This window comes from Streptomyces sp. NPDC007896 (genome assembly GCF_042959425.1).
GTDB lineage: Bacteria > Actinomycetota > Actinomycetes > Streptomycetales > Streptomycetaceae > Streptomyces.
On the sequence record NZ_JBIBKX010000002.1, the window covers coordinates 397936 to 414191 of the forward strand.

Consider the following 16256-nt stretch of genomic DNA (forward strand, 5'->3'; position numbering starts at 1 on the left):
GGCTGTATCACCCGGTGCTCCGCGCGAATCGGACTGAACCGGGTCGGCGACAGCGTGATCGCCGGGTGAACCGTTTCGGGGCTGCGCGTGTCTCAGAGGGGGACCGTGCTTGTTGTGTTTGATGCGCTAGTTGCGCTGGAGGCGTCCGTGGCCATGATTGGCCTGTTCTGGATCACCAAGGAAAGCGTGTACGTGGGCGCCGAACCCGAGGGGTACGGGCGCGGGGTGCGGCTGACCCCCGAGGGGCTTGAGGCCGTGGGTACGGGCCAGGAGGGGTTCTGGTCCTGGGCGGACGTCCGTGAGGTCACCGTCCACGACGTGCAGGTGCGCTCCAGTACGCGGTGGTTGGTGAACAACGTGATGGACACCGTCCTCGACATGGCGACGGGCGGCGGTGAGGCACCGCCCGCGTTCGAACTCCACGTACGGACGGATGAGGAGAAGGCCGAGCTGACGGTGTACACCGCGGCCGTCGGGGGCTACGTCCAGTCCGAGTACGAGCTGTCGGTGGCACTGCTGAACCGGTTCGTGGACGGTACGGCGGACGTGGCGCGGCTGCTGGAGTGGGGGAGCGTCGAGGGCGACGGTGTGACGCCCTGGCGGGCCGCGCGCGAGGCCCTGCTCACGAGCTGGGCCGCGGCCTGAGGTGTTGGAGGAGGGCGGCGAGCCCCTTTGGGGTGGTGGCGAGTACGGTGCGGGGTTCGTCGCTCTCGCGTAGGCGGATCGTTCCGTCGGGGGTGGTGGCGACGTTTACGCAGTTCCCTTCGGGACCACCACTGAAGGACGACTTCTGCCATTCGAGTTCGGACACCTTGGCTCCCCCTAAAGCGTGTAGAGAAGATGCTGGATCAGGGCCAGCGAGTCCTTCACTGAGTGTGCTTCGGGGGCCAACGATACGTCGACAGGGTTGAGGGCGTTCTCGGCGAGGTGACCGAAGAGCGAGGTGTATTGCCGTAGCTGGTCCTCTTCGGTCAAGTAGTGGAATCCCAGAGGCTGTTCGAGGATGACGGTGCTCAGATTCGGGTTGTCGGGAATGATGTGCGTGAAGTTCCCGATGAGGGCCGCGTAGGCCTGGGCGCTGAACGGGTAGATCTGGATGGTCACGTGGGGCAGGCGGGCGAGTTCGATCAGCCGGAACAGTTGCTCGCGGACGACCTTCGGGCTGCCGAACCTCATGTGCAGGGCGCATTCGTGGATCACGGCGTGCACGGTGGGTGGGTTCTCCCGTGTGAGGATCCGCTGCCTCTCCATGCGGAACTTCAGGGCCTCCTCGATGTTCTCGAAGCCCAGCTTGGGACTGTTGAAGATGGCCTGGGCGTAGTCGGCGGTCTGGAAGAGGCCCGGGATGAACATGGGCTCGTGCATCCGTAGCGCGACGGAGCCGGCCTCCAGTTCGGCGAGGTTGAGTGCGCTCGGACCCAGGTGCTTCTTGTAGGTGCTCCACCAACCCCTGCCGGTTGTCTCCGACATGGCGACCAGGGCCTCGACGTAGGGCTCGTCTGTGCACCCGTAAGTGCTGCACAGGTCCAGTAGGCGTTCCGTGAGAACGGACGTGCGTCCGAGTTCGATGTGGCTGAGCTGTCCGCGGCTCATGCCGATCCGCCCGGCGGCTTCCCCTGCGTTCAGTCCGGCCTTTTCGCGCAACTGTTTGAGCTCGCTGCCAAGTCGTCGCTGGCGTTCGCTGATGGTGGTGCGTAGTCCCACGGTGTCTCCTCGCCTACTCCGTCAAAGTCTGCCGTGCGGGAATGGGTTGGTCTGCCAATTGCGACAAGTAGGTTGAGAATTAGAGCCCTATCTGGTTACCTTGAGTGTGTTACTGCTAACGCTCCGGAACCGTACCGGAGTCGTCCAACTCCCCTGCCCACAAACGAAAGCGCACCCGGACCGTCGGCCAGCCGGATCCGGGCCATGCCATCGCGGGCGTACGACAGGAGCCGAACCCCCCATGGAAGCTGCCCGCAGGGCGCCCCACCGGCCTGCCCAACTCGCTTACGAATACAGCCTCTTCGCTCCCGCCGACGCCACCGCTCCCAAGGTCTGCCGGGACTTCGTACGCGCCGTGCTCCTCACCCTCGACCGCGCACCCCTCGTGCTGCCCGCGATCCTGTGCACCTCGGAACTCGTCACCAACGTCCACCTGCACACCAAGGGCACGACCATGCTCCGCGTCCAGCTCAGCCCGGCCCGCGTACGGGTCAGCGTGTACGACGAGAGCCACGACCCCCCGCGTACGCCGGAGGCGACTCCCACCGCCTGCCGGGGCCGCGGCCTCGCGCTGGTCGCCGAGGTCGCGGACCTGTGGGGCGTGGCCGCCGACCGGGCGGGACGGTTCGCGAAGGGGGTGTGGTTCGAGTTGCGAGGGGAGGGGGAGCCCGGCGGACTCTTCGAGGTGCGTCATGCCCGAGCGTGAGGTCGACCCGGACGCCGCCGAACTGGACCAAGTCCTGTGGGAGGCGTGGAAGGCCATGGAACTCCCCGAGGGCTACCGCGCCGAGATCGTCGAGGGGGTTCTCGAAGTCCAGCGCATCGGTCGCGTGCGGCATGGCTCGATCGCGAACCGGCTTGGGGAGGCCATGTCCAGGTATGGGTGCGAGGGCGAGTACGAGGCGTATCACGGCATGGCCGTCACGCTGGGCCGTCGCCGTGTGTGGATCCCGGATGTCGTAGTGGCCGCACGAGGACCGGGAGCGAGCGCCGACGAAGACGGCATCGGTGTCGTCGCCTCAGCCGTGTACCTCGTTGCCGAAGTGGTCTCCCAGGGGGAGCGCCACCAGGAACGGGACCGGGTCCGCAAGCGACGCGAATACGCCCGCGCCGGCATCCCCGTCTACGTGATCATCGACGACCACGACAACCAGGGCACCGTCACCGTCCTCACCGAGCCCCAGCCGGAGAAGGCCGACTGGGTCGGAGTCCACCGGGTCCCCTACGGCACCGACGTCACCATCCCCGAAGGCCCCGCGAAGGGTTTCGTGATCGGCGAGGCGATCACCGGGCCCAAGCGGAGCTGAGCCCGCGCCCGGCCCATGGGGGATACCTCCCCCTCACGCCACCCGCGTGAACTCCACCGTCACCTCCGGCGGTCCCCCGGCCACGCCCCGGTAGATCCCCTTGTGCGGGGTGACGTCGTCGTAGTCGCGGCCGCGGCCGACCACGACGTGGGACTCGTCGGCCCGGGTGCTGTTGGTGGGGTCGTAGCCGGTCCAGTCGCCGGCCCAGTACTCGATCCAGGCGTGGCTCTGGCCGGCGACCGGGCGGTGGAGTTCGGCCTCGCGTTCGGGGTGGAGGTAGCCGGAGACATAGCGGGTGGGCAGGCCCAGGCCGCGCAGGAGGGCCGCCGTCAGGTGGGCGATGTCCTGGCAGACGCCCGCACCCTGTTCCCAGGCCTCCATCGCGCCGGTGTTCACGCCGGTGGCGCCGGGGATGTACGAGACCTGGTCGGTGACCATGGACGAGACCGCGACCGCCGTCTCGTGGGGGTCCAGGCCCGTCGACGCCGACCTCGCCCGCTCCACCAGCTCCTGTGTCACCGTCGTACGGGTGGTGGGGGACGCGTACTCCAGGAGGCGGGAGTTCGCCGTCGTTCTCGCGACCTCCGCCCAGGTCGGCGCGGGGGCCGACGGGCCCGGTGGGGCCGTTTCCACCAGGCTCGACGCCGTGATGGTCAGGTCCTCGTGCGGTTCCATCAGGTCGAAGCCCGTCACCTGGGTGCCCCAGTAGTCCCAGTACGACCAGGTGGGCGTGGTCGGGTTGACCGTGACCCTGGCGTCCAGGGTCGTCTGGCCGGGGAGCGTCAGGGGGGTCATGCGGACCTCGTTGTGGGAGGAGACCGCGGCCTGTGCGTACGAGACGCGGGTGGTGTGCCGGATCCGCAGCCGGCGTGTCACGGGAGTGCTCATCGCGCTCACGCTCCTTCCTGGGCCCACTCGACGGGCCCCTGGTACGGGAAGAACCTCTCCGCCACCGCCTCCGCCGAGGCCATGCACGCTTGTTGCAGGTCACGGAGGAGCAGGGGGAGCTGTTCCTCCAGGGCCGTCAGGTCCAGGTATTCCAGGCGGGTTCTCATCCGGCCTATCGGGCGGCGGGCCGGGTCCTGACGGGGGCGGCCGAGGGCGGCGAGGCACTCCTCGGCGGTGGTGAGCGCGTGCAGGGCGGACCGGGGGAAGTCCCGGTCGAGGAGGAGGAATTCGGCCACTCTCGGGGTGTCGCCGAAACCTCCGTACACCCGGGCATACGCCTCGTCCGCGCCGCTCGCGCTCAGCAGCGTCGGCCAGTCGGGCGCGTGGACGGCGTCCAGCACGCGGACGGACAGGAGCCGTACGGTCATGTCCACCCGCTCCAGGCTCCGGCCCAGCACCACGAAACGCCAGCTGTCGTCGCGGCTCATCGTGGAGTCGGCGAGGCCGAAGAAGAGGGCGGCCCGGCGGCGTACCAGCTCCAGGTACGCGTACGGGCCCGTACGGCGGGCCGCGAGGCGCTGGTCGGCCAGCGCGTGCCAGGTGGAGTTGAGGCACTCCCACATCTCGGAGGAGACGGCCTCGCGGGCGCTGCGGGCGTTGAGGCGGGCGGCCCCGAGCGCGCCCTCGATGGAGCAGGTGGAGCGGGCGTCGAAGGCGAGCTGGTCCAGGACCTGCTGCATGTCGACGCGTTCGGCGCCCGCGTCGACGCCGAGGATGGCGTACAGGGAGCGGCAGGCCACGTCCTCGTCGCGCCAGGGGTCCTCCAGGAGGCGGTGGAGGTAGGCGTCGAGGATGCGGCCGGTGGCGTCCGCCCGCTCGACGTAACGGCCCGTCCAGGTCAGGGCCTCGGCTATGCGGGAGAGGATCACGTCGTTCACTGCTGCTGTGCCCCTTCCTGTACGACGCCACGGTCGCCGTCGGGTCCGAGCTGGCGCGGGACCACGTCCAACGCCGTGCCGTCGTCGGCGAAGTCGAGAACTTGGGGGAGCTCGGCAGGGCCCTCCGCCAGCACCCAGGTGTCCTTGGAGCCGCCGCCCTGACTGGAGTTGACGATGAGGTTGCCCTCCTGGAGGGCGACCCGGGTGAGGCCGCCGGGCAGCACCCAGACGTCCGTGCCGTCGTTGACGGCGAACGGGCGCAGGTCGATGTGGCGGGGCGCCATCCGGTCGCCCGCGAGGGTGGGCGAGGTGGAGAGCGCCACGGGCCGCTGCGCGATCCAGCCACGCGGATCGGCGGCGACGGCCTCCCGGGTGCGCTCCAGGGTGTCCCGGTCGGCCTTGGGGCCGATGACGATGCCCTGGCCGCCCGCCCCGTCCACCGGCTTGATCACCAGCTGGTCGATCTGGTCGAGGACGGCGTCCAACTGGCCCGGTTCGTCCGGACGGTAGGACTCGACGTTCGGGAGAACGGGCTCCTCGCCGAGGTAGTACCGGATCAGATCGGGTACGTACGTGTAGAGGAGTTTGTCGTCGGCGATGCCGTTGCCCACCGCGTTGGCGAGCGTGACGGTGCCCGCCTGGGCGGCGCTGAGGATGCCCGGGCAGCCGATCACCGAATCGGGCCGGAAGTGCAGCGGATCGAGGAAGTCGTCGTCGAGCCGTCGGTATACGACATGCACCGGCATCTCGCCCCGCGTGGTCCGCATCCAGACACGGTTGTTCCGGCAGACGAGATCGTGCCCCTCGACCAGCTGCACCCCCATCAGCCGGGCCAGCAGGGCGTGTTCGAAGTAGGCGGCGTTGCTGGGGCCGGGGGTGAGCACGACGACCCTCGGGTCGCCGACCCCGTCGGGCGCGGCGGCGCGCAGGGCCGCCAGAAGTCTCTGCGCGTAGCCGTCCACGGGGACGACGTGCTGTTCGGCGAAGAGGGACGGGAAGATCCTGGTCATCGCGCGCCGGTTCTCGATGACGTACGAGACTCCGGACGGCACGCGGACGTTGTCCTCCAGGACCCGGAAGTCCCCGGCCTCGTCCCGTACGAGATCGATGCCGGCGACGTGGATGCGTACGCCGCCGGGTGGCTCGATCCCGTGCGCCGCCCGATGGAAATGGGGCGAGTTGAGCAGGAGACGCCAGGGCACGACCCCGTCCTCGAAGGCGCGGCAGGGCCCGTAGGCGTCGGAGAGGTAGGCCTCCAGGGCTCTCACCCGTTGGGAGACCCCCCGTTGGATGAGGTCCCATTCGAGGGCGTCGAGGATCCTGGGGACCAGGTCCAGCGGCCAGGGGCGCTCCTCGCCCGCGAAGGCGTAGGTCACGCCCCGGTCGGTGAACGCGCGGGCCATCTGGTCGGCCCGGAAGCGCAGTTCACCCGGTTCGATCGGCTGCAGGGCGGCCAGTACCGGCTCATAGGCGGTCCTGACTTCACCCGGCCGCTCAAACATCTCGTCCCACGCATCGGCCAACGCGTACGCGTCAAATATGTCCGCCATGGCCTGACGGTAGGTGCGGTACGTAACGTACCGATCACTCGACGATTTCCGGCAGCTCACGCGATCCGGACAAGGGTCGGAGGAGCCCTGGCCGGACGAGGAGTGTCCGGCCAGGGCGGGCCAGGACGCCGTGTCGCCCTGGGTGAGCGGGTCCACGATGCACCGGGCGGCGCACCGCCACCACCGTCATGTTGTTGCAGAGCGCCGTGCGGAGGTGGGGATATTTCAGGACGTATGCGGGCGAGAGGGGGCGTGCGAAGGGTGCAGCCGTGTTGCGATGGCGGTCGGGGCCGCGCATAGTTGCGCTGCGGACGGCGCGGAGGCGTCGCATCGCGAGGATGCTGGAGCCAGGGGTGGAAGATGGCCGGGCACAGGAGGGACAGGCATCCGCACGGCGCTGACCGACTGTGCGAGGCCGGGGACCGGGTGTACTCCCGGGCCGTGCGGCGCGGACGCGTGCCGCGCGAGGACGCCGAGACGGTGCCCTGTCTTGTCGAGTTGGCGCTGCTGCATCCGGACCCCGACGACATGGGGTGGCTGGTGCCGACCTCGCCGCAGGAGGTCATGACACGGCTGCTGCGCGGGGTGTACGAGGAGGTCAGCGCCAGCCAGACGCGGGTGGGCGACGCGGTGGCCGCGTTCGAGTGGTACGCCGGTCTCGGCGGGCGCGTCCAGGCGCCCACGGAGGGCGTGGCGATCCGCGTGCTCGACGGACTGCCGCGGATCCGGGCCGCGATGGACGAGGCGACCGAGGCGTGCGCGACCGAGGTGCTCACCGTGCAGCCCGGCGGCATCCGTCGCGAGGACGAACTCTCCGAGGGACTGCACCGGGCGCTGGAGATGCGCCGGCGGGGCGTGCGGATGCGCGACCTGTACACACACGTGGCCCGGCACGGCCAGGGCCTGCACAACTACATGGAGCTGATGGGGGAAGTCGCGGAGGCCCGTACCCTCGACGAGGTCGTGGAGCGGCTCATCCTGTTCGACCGCAAGGTGGCGTTCATCCCGGCCAACTCCGACCGCACCATCGCCCTGGAACTGCGCCACCCCGCCCTCGTCGACTACCTGGTCACGGTCTTCGAACGGCTGTGGCGCCTGGCGATCCCGCTCGCCGCGCCGCTCCCGGACACCGGCATCGACGGCATCACCCACCGCGAGCGGTCCATCGCGGCACTGCTCGCCGAGGGACACCAGGACGCGGTGGTCGCGGAGCGGCTGGGTATCAGCGTCCGCACCTGCCGGGCCCACATCGCACGCCTCTCGGAGACCCTGGGCGCCGCGAGCCGCACCCAGTTGGGGGTGCGGATCGCGCAGGCGGGCCTGGACGGACCGCAGCGCGCCGCGGAACTGCTGCCGGTCAGTGATCCCGCTCGAGAATCCCCGACCGCCCGATGAGGTAGCCGAGCTGGGCCCGGCTCTCGCTGCCGAGGGTGACGGCGAGTTTGGCGATGTGGACGCGGGCGGTGCGGACGTTCATGCCGAGGCGGTCGGCGATCACGGTGTCCGTGTGCCCTTCGACGAGCAGGGCGGCTATGGCCCGTTGTCGGGGGGTGATGCCGTTGTGGGACGGGCGCTGGACGGCTTCCGGGTACATGGGGGTGGCCAGGCGCCAGAGCCGGTCGAAGGTGGTCACGAGGTAGGAGACCAGGGCCGGATGGCGGACCTCCAGGGCGAGGAAGCCGTCTTTGTCGGCGGGGATGAAGGCGACGGCGCGGTCGACGGCGATGAGCCGGTCGGTGATCTCGTCCAGGCTCCGAGCCTCGACGTCGCCGTTCAGCTGTTCGTAGCGGGCGAGAGTCATGGGTGAGTGGCGGAGCGTGTGCTGGTAGAGGGTGCGGATGCGGGCGCCGCGGTCGAGCAGGGCCTGGTCGCGACCCAGGGCGGTGGCCTCGGCCGCCTCATAGCGCCGGCCGATGTGGCCGGCGTGGGGCTGGATGGTGAGGAGTTCCCGGGATGCGTCGGCCATGGCCTCGGTGATGGCCCCGTTGATCCGCTCCGTACCGCTGAGGACCCGGATCGTCGGGGTGTCCGTGGCTGCCGTGCGCCGGCCGTCGATCCGCATCAGCGGCTCGAACACCGCGGCCAGTCTGGCCTCGCGCCGCCGTTCTTCCGCGACGCGTTCCTCGGAGGTCCGTAACAACCGGTGGAGGGCGACAGCCGGGGCGACGGGCTCCAGCCAGTTCAGATCCTCGATGGCCGGGTGCATCAGTCCGAAGTCGACGAGGCAGGGTGCTTCTGCGGCGTCCGCGCTGCGTACGCGCCCTTCGCGCAGGGCCCGTTCGTACAGCTCCGATCCGGCCGGGCACAGTTCTTCCACGCCGTGGGCCGGGTGCGGCGCTTCGGTCACCCCGCCGCTCCCTCCTGCTTGAGGATTCCCGATTCCGCGATGAGATAGCCGAGTTGGGCGCGGCTGCCGCTGCCGAGAGCGGTGGCCAGCTTGGCTATGTGGGAGCGACAGGTGCGGACGTTCATGCCGAGGCGGCGGGCGATGGCCTCGTCGACGTGGCCCTCCACCAGGAGTTTGGCGATGGAGTGCTGGATGTCCGTGATGCCGTCGGGGTCGGTTTCGTAGGGAGCGCCGGTGCTCAGTGGGACCGAGCGGGCCCACATGAACTCGAAGACCTTGATCAGGTAGCGGACGAGGCCCGGATGGCGGAGTTCCAGCGCCACTTGCTGATCGTCGCGCGCGGGGATGACGGCGACGGTCTCGTCACAGATGATCAGGCGCTCCACCAGCTCGTCGATGGTGCGGTATTCCACCTTGCCGTTGGAGAGCTTGTCCACGTAGGCCAGCTTTTCCGGGCTGTAGCGGGCCGTGTGTTGATAGAGCGTCCGGATCCTCACACCACGTTCGATCAGCACCCTGTCCCGCTCCAGGCCCTGGATGAGGGAGCGCTCGCCGCGGTTGCCGCTGGGCTGGACCGTGAGCATCTCGGTCTGGCACTGGGCCGTGGCGAGGTTGAGAGCCGCGTTGATGCGGTCGCCGCCCTCCAGCACGGTGATGGAGTGCGTGCTCACCGTGGTCTGCGCGCTGAGGGCCATGAACGGCTCGAAAGCGTCGGCCAGTTCGATCGACAGCCGCCTGCGCTCGGTGATCTCGTGTTCCAGGGGGTTCAGTCGCTGGGACAGGGCGATCGACGCGGGTACGGGACGCAGCCAGTTGGCGTCATCAGGATCGGGATGGAGTAGGGCGAACTCCATCAGGCAGGGAGCCGTCTCCACTTCCGCGCGGGCGATACGTCCCGTGCGGAGGGCATTCGCGTAAAGGCGGCTTCCCTCCTCACACAACTCGGTCACCGCATGGGGATGTGTCGCTTTAGTCTGATTCGTTGCCAAATCTCCACCCCCCAGGGTCCTGAACGTGCAGGAACATGATGCATCGATTATGTGGCCATGACGTGCCCGAATGAGCCATCGTCGTATCCGACGGGGGAAGAGGGGACCTTCAAGTGAGGACGAAGCCGAATATGAGTAACAAAATGCTTCGCTCGGTGCTTGTCGCCGCCTTCTCCGCCGTTGTGGCCTTCGGTGCGCTGAGTGGCCTCTCCGATGGGAAGGGTGACGCTCGGGCGGACAGTGCCTGGCCGGCGGTAGCCGTGTCCACCACGCCTGCCGGTGGGAGCGCGTCGTCGGTCAGTACGGATGACGGCGCCGGGGGCTGACGTGACGACACCCCCGGACGACCGATCCTTCCGCCGAGAAATGGCCACCGCGTACCGCTCCGGCTGGCACTTCATCGACCTGGCGACCGCCATTCCCCACAGTGGCGACTCGCTGATGGTGACGGTGTTCGGAGAGCCGGTCGTCGTCACCCGGGACGACGACGAGGACGTCCGGGCGTACCGGTGTCTGCGGCGCCCGCGCGGCGCGCCGCAGCCCGTGCGATGTGCCATTCGGTACGGAATGATCTTTGTGAACCTCGACCAGCGTGACCACCAGCTGGCCGAGCCGGAAGTCCCGGACGTAAGGACCATCTCAGCCACCCCCCGCAGTGCCTGACGCGATTCCCCCGTCGTAGTAGATCGCGCAGGTACTTCCCCCCGCAGCGGCGTCACCGTGACCTGAACACGGTGACGCCGCTGCAGTTTTGGGCGAAAGATCCAGGTATCCGCCCCTCTCCATGCCATCTCCGCAACGGCTGAAACCAGCCGGGCCTCCCGCCCGAGGCCGGTCGGCCGGTTCCGCGCCCGGGACGGGTCGGCCGGACCTCGCCGTCCGGGACGGGTCGGTCGGATTGCGTGCCCGGGGCCGGTCGGTCGGATTCCGTGCCCGGGGCCGGTCGACCGGGTCCCGCTCCCGCGGCCGGTCGGACCCCGCGCCCGGGACCGGTCAGCCGGACCCCGCCGCTCGGGACGGGTCGGCCGGGCCCCGCCGCCCGGGACCGGTCAGCCGTGCCCCATCGCCGAGGTCAGCGTGATCTCGATCGCCACCCGGTCGGGGTTCGGGGAGGGCGTCCTCCCGTACCGCTCCGCGTACCGCCGCTCCGCCTCCGCGACACGCGCGGAGTCCGCGGCGATCCTCGCGCGCCCCTCCAGCGTCGCCCACCGGCGCCCGTCCACCTGGCAGACCGAGACGCGCGCCCCCTGCGCCCCCGCGGCCAGCACGTGCCCCACCTTCGCGCTGGACTTGTTGGTGATCACCCGAGCCAGGCCCGCCTCGGGGTCGTATGTAACCCCGACAGGCACGACGTGCGGGCTGCCGTCCGCCCGGAGGGTGGTGAGGGTGCACAGATGGCGTTCCCGCCAGAAGACGAGGTACGCGGGGTCGGGATCGTGCGGGTCCACCGGGTATGCGCTCATGGTCGGAAATGTATCCCCACCCGTGAGTGCCATGGCTTCCCGACCTTACTTGAGTGGAATAGACTCAACTTTGTGTACGTTGGGTGAGTCAGTCCGTACATCAGAGTCGTACATCAGGGTCGTATTGAGGAGGAGAACGCGAACGTGGACGCCGAGCTGACCAACAGGAGCCGGGACGCGATCAACGCGGCCACCAGCCGGGCGGTGTCCGAGGGGCACCCCGACCTCACCCCTGCCCACCTGCTGCTCGCGCTGCTCGGTGGTCAGGAGAACGAGAACATCACCGACCTGCTGGCCGCGGTCGACGCCGACCAGGCCGCCGTACGGGCCGCGGCCGAGCGCGTCCTCGCCGGCCTGCCCAGCGTGACCGGGTCCACGGTCGCGCCCCCGCAGCCCAACCGCGAACTGCTCGCCGTCATCGCCGAGGCGGCCGACAAGGCCAAGGAGCTCGGGGACGAGTACCTCTCCACCGAGCACCTCCTCATCGGGATCGCCGCGAAGGGCGGCCCGAGCGGCGACGTACTCTCCCAGCAGGGCGCCAGTGCGAAGAAGCTGCTTGAGGCGTTCCAGAAGAGCAGGGGAGGACGCCGGGTGACGACCCCGGATCCCGAGGGCCAGTACAAGGCGCTCGAAAAGTTCGGTACGGACTTCACCGCCGCCGCGCGCGACGGGAAGCTCGACCCGGTCATCGGCCGGGACCAGGAGATCCGCCGGGTCGTGCAGGTGCTGTCCCGGCGCACCAAGAACAACCCCGTCCTCATCGGTGAGCCCGGCGTCGGCAAGACCGCCGTCGTGGAGGGGCTCGCCCAGCGGATCGTGAAGGGCGACGTGCCCGAGTCGCTCAAGAACAAGCGGCTGGTCGCGCTCGACCTCGGCGCCATGGTGGCCGGGGCGAAGTACCGGGGTGAGTTCGAGGAGCGGCTGAAGACCGTCCTCGCCGAGATCAAGGACTCCGACGGGCAGATCATCACCTTCATCGACGAGCTGCACACGGTCGTCGGCGCGGGCGCGGGCGGCGACTCCGCCATGGACGCCGGCAACATGCTCAAGCCGATGCTCGCCCGCGGTGAGCTGCGGATGGTCGGCGCCACCACCCTCGACGAGTACCGCGAGCGGATCGAGAAGGACCCCGCCCTGGAGCGGCGCTTCCAGCAGGTCCTGGTGGCCGAGCCGTCCGTCGAGGACACCATCGCGATCCTGCGCGGACTCAAGGGGCGCTACGAGGCCCACCACAAGGTGGTGATCGCGGACAGCGCGCTGGTCGCCGCGGCCACCCTCTCCGACCGGTACATCACCTCCCGCTTCCTGCCCGACAAGGCCATCGACCTCGTAGACGAGGCCGCCTCCCGGCTGCGCATGGAGATCGACTCGTCCCCCGTGGAGATCGACGAACTCCAGCGCGCGGTGGACCGGCTGCGCATGGAGGAGCTGGCCCTCGACAAGGAGACCGATCCCGCCTCCCGGCAGCGTCTGGAGAAGCTGCGCCGCGACCTCGCCGACAAGGAGGAGGAGCTGCGGGGCCTGACCGCCCGCTGGGAGAAGGAGAAGCAGTCCCTCAACCGCGTCGGCGAGCTGAAGGAGAAGCTCGACGAGCTGCGCGGCCAGGCCGAACGCGCCCAGCGCGACGGCGACTTCGACACCGCCTCCAAGCTGCTCTACGGCGAGATCCCCACCCTGGAGCGGGACCTGGAGGAGGCCTCCGAGGCGGAGGAGGAGGCCGCCAGGGACACCATGGTCAAGGAGGAGGTCGGCCCCGACGACATCGCGGACGTGGTCGGCTCCTGGACGGGCATCCCGGCCGGGCGCCTCCTGGAGGGCGAGACCCAAAAGCTTCTGCGCATGGAGGAGGAGCTGGGCCGCCGTCTCATCGGCCAGAGCGAGGCCGTCCAGGCCGTGTCCGACGCCGTACGCCGCACCCGCGCCGGAATCGCCGACCCGGACCGGCCCACCGGATCGTTCCTCTTCCTCGGCCCGACCGGCGTCGGCAAGACCGAACTCGCCAAGGCTCTCGCGGACTTCCTCTTCGACGACGAGCGGGCCATGATCCGCATCGACATGAGCGAGTACGGCGAGAAGCACAGCGTCGCCCGGCTGGTCGGCGCCCCGCCCGGGTACATCGGCTACGAGGAGGGCGGCCAGCTCACGGAGGCCGTGCGCCGGCGCCCGTACAGCGTCGTCCTGCTCGACGAGGTCGAGAAGGCGCACCCGGAGGTCTTCGACATCCTGCTCCAGGTGCTGGACGACGGACGGCTCACCGACGGACAGGGCCGTACGGTCGATTTCCGCAACACCATCCTCATCCTGACCTCGAACCTGGGAAGTCAGTTCCTGGTCGAGCCGCTGACCTCCGAGGAGGAGAAGAAGCAGCAGGTCCTGGAGGTCGTACGGGCCTCCTTCAAGCCAGAATTCCTCAACCGCCTCGACGACCTCGTGGTCTTCTCGGCGCTGAACAAGGAGGAGCTGGAGCGCATCGCCGGGCTCCAGATCGGCCGCCTCGCCAAGCGGCTGGCCGAGCGCCGGCTCACCCTGGAGGTCAGCGACGCGGCCCTGGCCTGGCTCGCGGACGAGGGCAACGATCCGGCGTACGGGGCCCGGCCGCTGCGCCGCCTCGTCCAGACCGCGATCGGCGACCGGCTCGCCAAGGAGATCCTGGCGGGCGAGGTCAAGGACGGCGACACGGTCCGGGTGGACGCATTCGGGGACGGCCTGATCGTGGGGGTCGCGCAGTAGCCCGGACGGGCTGATTCTCAGCGGTCGACGGCGCCGGTCCCGGCGGCGCCGTCGTCACTGGCCGCATCGGATACACACTCCCGGTGGTGGTGTCCGTGCCTTTGCCTGTGGGGGTTGCCACTGACCGCCCGTGATGGGGGAGGATGGCAGCATCCGTACGAAGGGAAATACACGGTGAGCATCGACCCGTCCTCGATTCCGAATTTCGGGGGCCAGCCCGAGCCGCAGCCCGGCGGACCGGCGGGCCCCGTCGTCCCGGATCAGGACCTCGTGAAGCAGCTCCTGGACCAGATGGAGCTGAAGTACGTCGTTGACGACGAGGGTGACCTCGCGGCGCCGTGGGAGGAGTTCCGTACGTACTTCATGTTCCGCGGCGAGGGGGACCAGCAGGTCTTCTCGGTGCGGACGTTCTACGACCGGCCGCACCAGATCGACGAGAAGCCGACTCTGCTGGAGTCCATCGACGACTGGAACCGCCGCACGCTGTGGCCGAAGGTCTACAGCCACACGCACGACGACGGCACTGTCCGCCTGATCGGCGAGGCACAGATGCTGATCGGCACCGGCGTCGCCCTCGAGCACTTCGTTTCGTCGACGGTCAGCTGGGTGCGGGCCGCCATCGAGTTCGACAAGTGGCTCGTCGAGCAGCTCGGCCTTGAGCAGGAAGTCAACGAGGCGGAGGAGAAGCCCGAGGACGACGACGAGGAGTAGTCCTCCCACCAGGTTTTAGAGCTCCGAACAAAATGAGAGTCCGATCAGCTCGCGGCGTCCGGTGCGTGCCGGTCGTCGCGAGCCGGGCGCTCATTTTTGTTCGGAGCTCTTACAGCGGCGTGTGCGCGATGACGACCAGATACGCGCCGTAGGCGAACGAGAGCCCGGCCAGGGCGCCGACCACCAGGACGGCGTGCCAGGGCCGGGCTCTTGCCGTGCGGACCAGCGCCCTGGCGAGCGGCAGCAGCAGCGGGAACGCGGGCAGCAGGAAGCGCGGCTTGCACTCGAAGAACCCGGAGCCGCCGAGCGCGATCAGCAGCAGTACCCCGCTGTGCACGAGCAGTGGCAGCGGGGCACGGTCCGCGATCAGCAGCCCGTACAGCAGCACGGCCGCCGCCACGACCACCATCGTCATCGGGAACACGAAACGGTCCCCGTGCGTCAGCAGATGCTGGACGAAGCGCAGCGAACCGGCGCCGAAGTCGAAGCGCGAGCCCCACAGCCGCTGCACCTGGAAATAGCCGCCGAACGGATCGCCCTTGCGCCGGCCCACCCACAGCACATAGCCGCCCCAGCCGACCGGCGCGAGCGCGACGCCCGTCCACAGCCTGTGGGAAACCCGTCCGCGCCGCCGCCAGACCTCGCACGCCGCAGCGGCCAGCACCGCCGCGGCCACCGCGATCCCGTTCGGCCGCGACATGCCCGCGAGCGCGGCCAGCGTGCCCGCCCACAGCCAGCGCCCGGTGAGCACCGCGTACAGCGACCAGGCGGCGAAGGCGGTGAGGACGGGCTCGGTGTACGCCAGGCAGAGCACGATCGAGTGCGGGAGCAGGCCCCACAGCAGGACCAGCATGGTGGCGACGGCGCGTCCGTGCAGCCGGGCCCCGATCGCGTAGATCCCGCAGGCGGCGACCGCGGCGGCGGTCCAGGCGACCAGCAGTCCCGCCGCGCCGCCGCTCAGCGCGGTCAGCGTGGTGACGGCGCGGATCAGCCCCGGATACAGCGGGAAGAAGGCCAGGTCGCTGTGGACGACGGTGGGCCTGAAGTACCGGGTGCGTTCGTAGCCGTGCGCCGCGATCCCCAGGTACCAGAGCGAGTCCCAGGACCGCCCGAGCAGGGCGAGGGGGCGCTTGCCGCCCGCCCAGGCGGTTCCGGCGAGCACGAGAACGCCGACGAGTCGCGCCGTCGCGAACAGCGCCAGCGCGTGCGCGACAGGGGGCAGGCCGTGCGCGAGGCGCGCCGGGCGGCCGTGCCCTTCGTCACCGGGCTTCGGGGCGGCGGGGGCCGGAAGGGTACTGGCGTGGGTCACACCCGAACTGTGCGTCCCTGACGGGGTATTTGCGAGCTTTACACGCCTGGGCGGGTACGGTTTCCCCCACTTCGGCGCGCCCTCCCCACCGTCCTGGGCCCCCGTGCTACCAGCACGTCCCGCTTGGCCAGCATGTCCGCGCGGAACGCCTCGAAGTACGTGTCCGGCAGCGCCAGCGCCTCGGCCACGGCGTACTGGAACGGCCCCGACGCCACGTACGTCAGGAACTGCTTGGCCGACCGTACGGCGGTGACGAGGCCCGGCGTGCCCGTCACCCAGGCGACGCCTTGTTCGTGCACTCATTTGTATGTCGCGCGACA

General features: G+C 69.7%; 16 protein-coding genes and 1 pseudogene. 7 read left to right on the forward strand and 10 right to left on the reverse strand.

Going from position 1 to position 16256, the window contains the following annotated elements; genetic code table 11:
• The first annotated feature begins 153 nt into the window (after positions 1–153).
• Positions 154–645 carry a hypothetical protein gene (locus ACFZDJ_RS09445; protein WP_390933106.1) on the forward strand — a complete coding sequence of 164 codons (492 nt, stop codon included), beginning with the start codon at positions 154–156 and terminating at the stop codon, positions 643–645.
• Here the strand turns inward: ACFZDJ_RS09445 and ACFZDJ_RS09450 are convergent.
• Positions 623–811, reverse strand: a complete 189-nt coding sequence (locus tag ACFZDJ_RS09450) for a DUF397 domain-containing protein (protein WP_391057377.1) — start codon at positions 809–811, stop codon at positions 623–625. The genes ACFZDJ_RS09445 and ACFZDJ_RS09450 overlap by 23 nt on opposite strands.
• Before the next feature lie 11 nt (positions 812–822).
• Positions 823–1704, reverse strand: coding sequence for a Scr1 family TA system antitoxin-like transcriptional regulator (locus ACFZDJ_RS09455; protein WP_390933025.1), 882 nt, complete (start codon positions 1702–1704; stop codon positions 823–825).
• Between the two features lie 241 nt (positions 1705–1945).
• Between ACFZDJ_RS09455 and ACFZDJ_RS09460 the strand changes: the two genes are divergently transcribed.
• Together ACFZDJ_RS09460 and ACFZDJ_RS09465 are read left to right on the forward strand one after the other, a co-directional pair.
• Positions 1946–2410, forward strand: coding sequence for an ATP-binding protein (locus ACFZDJ_RS09460; protein WP_391057379.1), 465 nt, complete (start codon positions 1946–1948; stop codon positions 2408–2410).
• The gene (locus ACFZDJ_RS09465) at positions 2397–3011 is read left to right on the forward strand and encodes a Uma2 family endonuclease (RefSeq protein WP_391057382.1); all 615 of its coding nucleotides are present in this window, start codon (positions 2397–2399) and stop codon (positions 3009–3011) included. Before ACFZDJ_RS09460 ends, ACFZDJ_RS09465 begins: the two co-directional genes overlap by 14 nt.
• 33 nt (positions 3012–3044) lie before the next feature.
• On the opposite strand, the gene ACFZDJ_RS09470 is transcribed toward ACFZDJ_RS09465, so the two are convergent.
• The 3 genes from ACFZDJ_RS09470 to ACFZDJ_RS09480 are packed head-to-tail and all read right to left on the reverse strand — an operon-like array spanning position 3045 to position 6387.
• Positions 3045–3899: a transglutaminase N-terminal domain-containing protein gene (locus ACFZDJ_RS09470; protein ID WP_391057385.1), complete on the reverse strand. Its 855-nt coding sequence runs from the start codon at positions 3897–3899 to the stop codon at positions 3045–3047.
• A 5-nt stretch (positions 3900–3904) separates the two neighbouring features.
• Positions 3905–4837, reverse strand: coding sequence for an alpha-E domain-containing protein (locus ACFZDJ_RS09475; RefSeq protein ID WP_168493960.1), 933 nt, complete (start codon positions 4835–4837; stop codon positions 3905–3907).
• Positions 4834–6387 (reverse strand): circularly permuted type 2 ATP-grasp protein, encoded by a 1554-nt coding sequence (locus tag ACFZDJ_RS09480; RefSeq protein ID WP_168509838.1) that lies wholly within the window; start codon positions 6385–6387, stop codon positions 4834–4836. Before ACFZDJ_RS09480 ends, ACFZDJ_RS09475 begins: the two co-directional genes overlap by 4 nt.
• Before the next feature lie 360 nt (positions 6388–6747).
• Here ACFZDJ_RS09480 and ACFZDJ_RS09485 point away from each other — a divergent pair, with 360 nt between their 5' ends.
• Positions 6748–7782, forward strand: a complete 1035-nt coding sequence (locus ACFZDJ_RS09485; protein ID WP_384908743.1) for a LuxR C-terminal-related transcriptional regulator — start codon at positions 6748–6750, stop codon at positions 7780–7782.
• On the opposite strand, the gene ACFZDJ_RS09490 is transcribed toward ACFZDJ_RS09485, so the two are convergent.
• Both ACFZDJ_RS09490 and ACFZDJ_RS09495 read right to left on the reverse strand, forming a co-directional pair.
• Positions 7745–8734 (reverse strand): helix-turn-helix transcriptional regulator, encoded by a 990-nt coding sequence (locus tag ACFZDJ_RS09490; protein WP_391057388.1) that lies wholly within the window; start codon positions 8732–8734, stop codon positions 7745–7747. The genes ACFZDJ_RS09485 and ACFZDJ_RS09490 overlap by 38 nt on opposite strands.
• Positions 8731–9723, reverse strand: coding sequence for a helix-turn-helix transcriptional regulator (locus ACFZDJ_RS09495; RefSeq protein ID WP_384908746.1), 993 nt, complete (start codon positions 9721–9723; stop codon positions 8731–8733). Before ACFZDJ_RS09495 ends, ACFZDJ_RS09490 begins: the two co-directional genes overlap by 4 nt.
• A gap of 366 nt (positions 9724–10089) precedes the next feature.
• On the opposite strand from ACFZDJ_RS09495, the gene ACFZDJ_RS09500 reads away from it, so the two are divergent.
• On the forward strand, positions 10090–10386 hold the full coding sequence (locus ACFZDJ_RS09500; RefSeq protein WP_075033054.1) for a (2Fe-2S)-binding protein: 297 nt from the start codon (positions 10090–10092) through the stop codon (positions 10384–10386).
• Between the two features lie 386 nt (positions 10387–10772).
• On the opposite strand, the gene ACFZDJ_RS09505 is transcribed toward ACFZDJ_RS09500, so the two are convergent.
• A complete protein-coding gene (locus tag ACFZDJ_RS09505; protein ID WP_391057391.1) occupies positions 10773–11186 on the reverse strand; it encodes a TIGR03618 family F420-dependent PPOX class oxidoreductase in 414 nt (137 codons plus the stop codon).
• Between the two features lie 144 nt (positions 11187–11330).
• On the opposite strand from ACFZDJ_RS09505, the gene clpB reads away from it, so the two are divergent.
• Both clpB and ACFZDJ_RS09515 read left to right on the forward strand, forming a co-directional pair.
• The gene (gene clpB, locus ACFZDJ_RS09510) at positions 11331–13916 is read left to right on the forward strand and encodes an ATP-dependent chaperone ClpB (protein ID WP_384908750.1); all 2586 of its coding nucleotides are present in this window, start codon (positions 11331–11333) and stop codon (positions 13914–13916) included.
• Positions 13917–14090: 174 nt separating this feature from the next.
• A complete protein-coding gene (locus ACFZDJ_RS09515; protein ID WP_067374173.1) occupies positions 14091–14627 on the forward strand; it encodes a YbjN domain-containing protein in 537 nt (178 codons plus the stop codon).
• Between the two features lie 109 nt (positions 14628–14736).
• Here ACFZDJ_RS09515 and ACFZDJ_RS09520 read toward each other — a convergent pair whose 3' ends face one another.
• Together ACFZDJ_RS09520 and ACFZDJ_RS09525 are read right to left on the reverse strand one after the other, a co-directional pair.
• Positions 14737–15936: a hypothetical protein gene (locus ACFZDJ_RS09520; RefSeq protein WP_391057393.1), complete on the reverse strand. Its 1200-nt coding sequence runs from the start codon at positions 15934–15936 to the stop codon at positions 14737–14739.
• Between the two features lie 104 nt (positions 15937–16040).
• Positions 16041–16220: pseudogene (locus ACFZDJ_RS09525) on the reverse strand (aminotransferase); the annotation flags it as partial.
• Positions 16221–16256 lie beyond the last annotated feature (36 nt).

What these genes read in the sequence shown, in the direction of transcription:
- ACFZDJ_RS09445 (WP_390933106.1), top strand. Translation starts at nt 154, where the DNA reads ATGATTGGCCTGTTCTGGATCACCAAGGAAAGCGTGTACGTGGGCGCC.
- ACFZDJ_RS09460 (WP_391057379.1), top strand. Translation starts at nt 1,946, where the DNA reads ATGGAAGCTGCCCGCAGGGCGCCCCACCGGCCTGCCCAACTCGCTTAC.
- ACFZDJ_RS09465 (WP_391057382.1), top strand. Translation starts at nt 2,397, where the DNA reads ATGCCCGAGCGTGAGGTCGACCCGGACGCCGCCGAACTGGACCAAGTC.
- ACFZDJ_RS09470 (WP_391057385.1), bottom strand. Translation starts at nt 3,899, where the DNA reads ATGAGCACTCCCGTGACACGCCGGCTGCGGATCCGGCACACCACCCGC.
- ACFZDJ_RS09480 (WP_168509838.1), bottom strand. Translation starts at nt 6,387, where the DNA reads ATGGCGGACATATTTGACGCGTACGCGTTGGCCGATGCGTGGGACGAG.
- ACFZDJ_RS09485 (WP_384908743.1), top strand. Translation starts at nt 6,748, where the DNA reads ATGGCCGGGCACAGGAGGGACAGGCATCCGCACGGCGCTGACCGACTG.
- ACFZDJ_RS09500 (WP_075033054.1), top strand. Translation starts at nt 10,090, where the DNA reads ATGGCCACCGCGTACCGCTCCGGCTGGCACTTCATCGACCTGGCGACC.
- ACFZDJ_RS09505 (WP_391057391.1), bottom strand. Translation starts at nt 11,186, where the DNA reads ATGAGCGCATACCCGGTGGACCCGCACGATCCCGACCCCGCGTACCTC.